Raw genomic sequence first — 2,051 nt, 5'->3', positions numbered from 1 at the left:
GTTATAGTCTCGTGGGCTCGGAGATGTGTATAAGAGACAGGCCCCACCCCGCCCATCAGCCGGTCCAGCAGGAAGGCGGCGCGGGCGAGATAGCCGGTCGCCTCCAGCACCAGGATGAAGAAGAACAGCACGAGGATCTGCGGCAGGAAGATGACCACGCTGCCCACCCCGGCGATGATCCCGTCGGTCAGCAGGCTGCGCAGCGCGCCGTCCGGCAGGGTGGCGGCCACCCAGTCCTTGAGCCCGCTGACCGCGCCGTCGATCAGGTTCATCGGCGCCTCGGCCCAGGCGAACACCGCCTGGAACATCAGGAACAGCACGAGGAACAGGAAGGCCAGCCCGAACACCGGGTGCAGCAGCACGGCGTCCACCCGCCGGGTCGCCAGCGGCGGCAGGCCGGCCTCGGCCACGCAGCCGGCCAACAGCCTTTCGACCTCCTGATGATAGGCCCGCAGGTCGCGCGAGGAGGGCTCGCTCCAGCCGCAGGGGGCAGGGTTCTCCGCCGCATCGGCCGCCATGGCCATGGCGCCGTCGATCTGCTCCAGCAGCGGCTGGACGCCGCCGCGGCGGATGGCGACGGTCGGCACCACCGGCACGCCGAGCGCTGCGGACAGGGCCGCCGCGTCGATGCGGCAGCCGCGCTTCTCCGCCGCGTCCATCATGTTCAGCGCCAGGATGATCGGGCGGCCCAGCCGCTTCAGCTCCACCACCAGCCGCAGGTTCAGGCGCAGGTTGGTGGCGTCGGCGACGCAGACCAGCAGGTCGGGGCTGTCCTCGTGCGAGAAGCGGCCGAGCACGACGTCGCGGGTCACCTCCTCGTCGGGGGAGCGGGCGCGCAGGCTGTAGGTGCCCGGCAGGTCGATCACCTGAACGCGGCGGCCGAGCGGGCTGACGAAATGCCCAATCTTCCGTTCCACGGTGACGCCGGGGTAGTTCGCCACCTTCTGGCGGGAACCGGTGAGCGCGTTGAACAGGGCGGTCTTGCCGCAGTTCGGGTTGCCGACCAGCGCGATGCGCGGCGGCAGGGCGGAGTCCAGGACCGACATGGCCGGATGTCCTTGCAGGGGGTCGCTTTGAAGGAGGGTGGCGGCGCCGCGCGTCAGGCGGCGGGCGCCACCAGCACGGCGCGCGCCTCGGCGCGGCGGAGCGCCAGCGTGTGCTCATTCACGCGGATGGCGATGGGGTCGCGGCCCGGAAAGGCTTCGTGCAGGACCTCGACGTGGGAGCCTTCGACCAGCCCCATCTCGATCATGCGCCGCTCCAGCTCCCCTTCGGGAAGGGTGGTGACGACCCCCCGCTCATCGACGCCGGTCACGCGGGCGCGCTCGCCCTTCTTCAACTCGCCCAAATGCCGTCCGCCGGGGGACTGGCCCGTTTCGGGGGTGGGATGACCGCTCATGGCTGCACCTGATCGCACCGGGAGGTGGGGGGCGCGTTCCTGTCCGCCCCTCTTCGCCGCGGATGATCCTGCGAAGCGTTCGCACTCGTCCAGCCGGCTAAATGTCGCAGGAGCCTTGTAAAATGAGCGTAACGCCCCCACTACGATTAGGGCTTTGCGGGGGCCGCCGGCCCCTTCGCGTCGCCTTTGACGGTGGGCGCCGGCGCCCTGGCGGAGCGGTCGAGGTTGGCCTGCGCCGTCTTCGCCGCCGCGCTGTTCGGCGTGTTGCGGACGATCTGGCTCCAATCCTCACGCGCGCCGGGCAGATTGCCGGCCTGCGCCTTGATGTTGGCGCGCAGCAGCAGGGCGTCGGGATCGCCGGGGCGCAGCTCCAGCGCGCGGTCGATGTCGGCGACGGCCTGCCGGTCGTTGGCGAGCGCCTTGTGGGCGGCGGCGCGGTAGAGATAGGCCTCGGGCCGCCGCGGGTCCTTCTTCAGCGCCGCGTCCAGGTCGGCCACGGCGTCCCAGAAGCGCTCCGTCTCGGCCCGCGCGATGGCGCGGTCGATCAGCAGGTCCACATCGTCCGGCTGGAGCGCCAGGGCGCGGCTGTAGGCCCGCTCCGCCCGCACATTGTCGCCGGCGCGCAGCCACGGCCCCCCCCCCCCCCCCCGGG

3 protein-coding genes are annotated in these 2,051 nt (G+C 71.7%); all 3 read right to left on the bottom strand.

Annotated elements, in window-relative coordinates; all coding sequences use genetic code 11:
- The coding region (locus Q4I23_RS32400) for a FeoB small GTPase domain-containing protein (RefSeq protein ID WP_498528964.1) at positions 1-1,046 on the bottom strand (1,046 nt) is incomplete at its 3' end.
- Between the two features lie 53 nt (positions 1,047-1,099).
- Positions 1,100-1,399 carry a FeoA family protein gene (locus Q4I23_RS32395; RefSeq protein WP_051658377.1) on the bottom strand — a complete coding sequence of 100 codons (300 nt, stop codon included), beginning with the start codon at positions 1,397-1,399 and terminating at the stop codon, positions 1,100-1,102.
- A gap of 146 nt (positions 1,400-1,545) precedes the next feature.
- A partial coding sequence (locus tag Q4I23_RS32390) for a tetratricopeptide repeat protein (protein ID WP_498528963.1) occupies positions 1,546-2,051 on the bottom strand: 506 nt, incomplete at its 5' end.

The organism is Azospirillum sp. UFLA03-27 (assembly GCF_059803775.1).
The sequence above is the reverse complement of the archived record's forward strand: the minus strand, read 5'-3'. Positions and strand labels throughout refer to the sequence as shown.

Bases quoted from the DNA above. Each gene is read 5' to 3' on its own strand.
- Q4I23_RS32395 (WP_051658377.1), bottom strand. From the start codon at position 1,399: ATGAGCGGTCATCCCACCCCCGAAACGGGCCAGTCCCCCGGCGGACGG.